1 protein-coding gene is annotated in these 1,227 nt (G+C 61.8%); it reads left to right on the top strand.

Annotated features, from left to right (window positions below; all coding sequences use genetic code 11):
• Positions 1-56: 56 nt before the first annotated feature.
• Positions 57-1,227: IS256 family transposase (locus tag U5775_RS38790; RefSeq protein ID WP_415913767.1), on the top strand; the 1,171-nt coding region annotated here is incomplete at its 3' end.

Here is a 1,227-nt window from a genome sequence, read left to right as displayed (position 1 = left end):
GGACCTGTCCGGGATTTTGTGGGTGAGGCATATCATGAGAGGTAAAAGTCATGGATATGCCAATGAAGAAGAAACGCACGATAGCCTCGCAGGCAGCGGCCCGCGGGCCGCTGCCTGAACTGCCTCGGGAACTGCTGGATCAACTGGTCAAGGGGCCGATGACACCAGCCGAGGTGCAGGATTTGATGCTGGCCTTCAACAAGGCGGTCATCGAACGTGCCATGGGTGCCGAGATGAATCTGCATCTGGGCTACCCCCAAGGCCAACCCAAACCGCCTGGGCAAGCTAACGAGCGCAACGGCGCCAGCGGCAAGACGATTATCACCGAGCGCGGCGCGGTACGTGTCGAGGTGCCCCGTGACCGCGACGGCAGCTTCGAACCGATCCTGATTCCCAAACACGAGCGCCGTTTCACTGGGTTCGACGAACGCATCATCGCGATGTACGCGCGCGGCATGAGCGTACGCGAAATCCAGGCGTTTCTGGCCGAGAGCTATGGCACCGAAGTGTCGCCCGACTTCATCAGCTCGGTCACCGACGAGGTGATGGCCGAGGCGCTGACCTGGCAGAGCCGCCCGCTCGAGGCAATGTACCCGGTGGTGTTCTTCGACGCACTGCGGGTCAAGATCCGCGACGACGGCGTGGTCAGCAACAAGGCTGTGTATCTGGCCCTGGGCATTCAGGCCGACGGTCAGCGCGACGTGCTGGGCCTGTGGATCGAGCAGACCGAAGGCGCCAAATTCTGGCTCAAGGTGTTCAACGAACTCAAGACCCGCGGCTGCCAGGACATCCTGATCGCGGTCGTTGACGGCCTGAAGGGGCTGGCCGAGGCCATCGGTGCTGCCTATCCCAGGACTGCGGTCCAGACCTGCATCGTGCATCTGATCCGCAACAGCCTGGAATACGCCAGCTACAAGGACCGCAAGGTCGTGGCGCAAGCGCTGCGGCCGGTCTACACGGCCGCGGGTGAGGATGCTGCGAAACAGGCCCTGCAGGCCTTCTCAGACGGCCCGTGGGGCATCAAATACCCGACGATAGTGCAATCATGGCAGCGCGCCTGGGAGCACGTCACGCCGTTCTTCGTGTTTCCGCCAGAGATTCGACGCGTTGTGTACACAACGAACGCCATTGAAAGCCTGAACATGCAGCTACGCAAGATCATCAAGACCCGGGGACACTTCCCGAATGACGAGGCTGCCATCAAGCTGCTCTGGCTGGCGCTGCGCA

This window comes from Paraburkholderia sp. J63 (genome assembly GCF_905220245.1).
Classification (GTDB): domain Bacteria; phylum Pseudomonadota; class Gammaproteobacteria; order Burkholderiales; family Burkholderiaceae; genus Paraburkholderia.
This window is presented reverse-complemented; position numbering and strand designations above follow the sequence as displayed.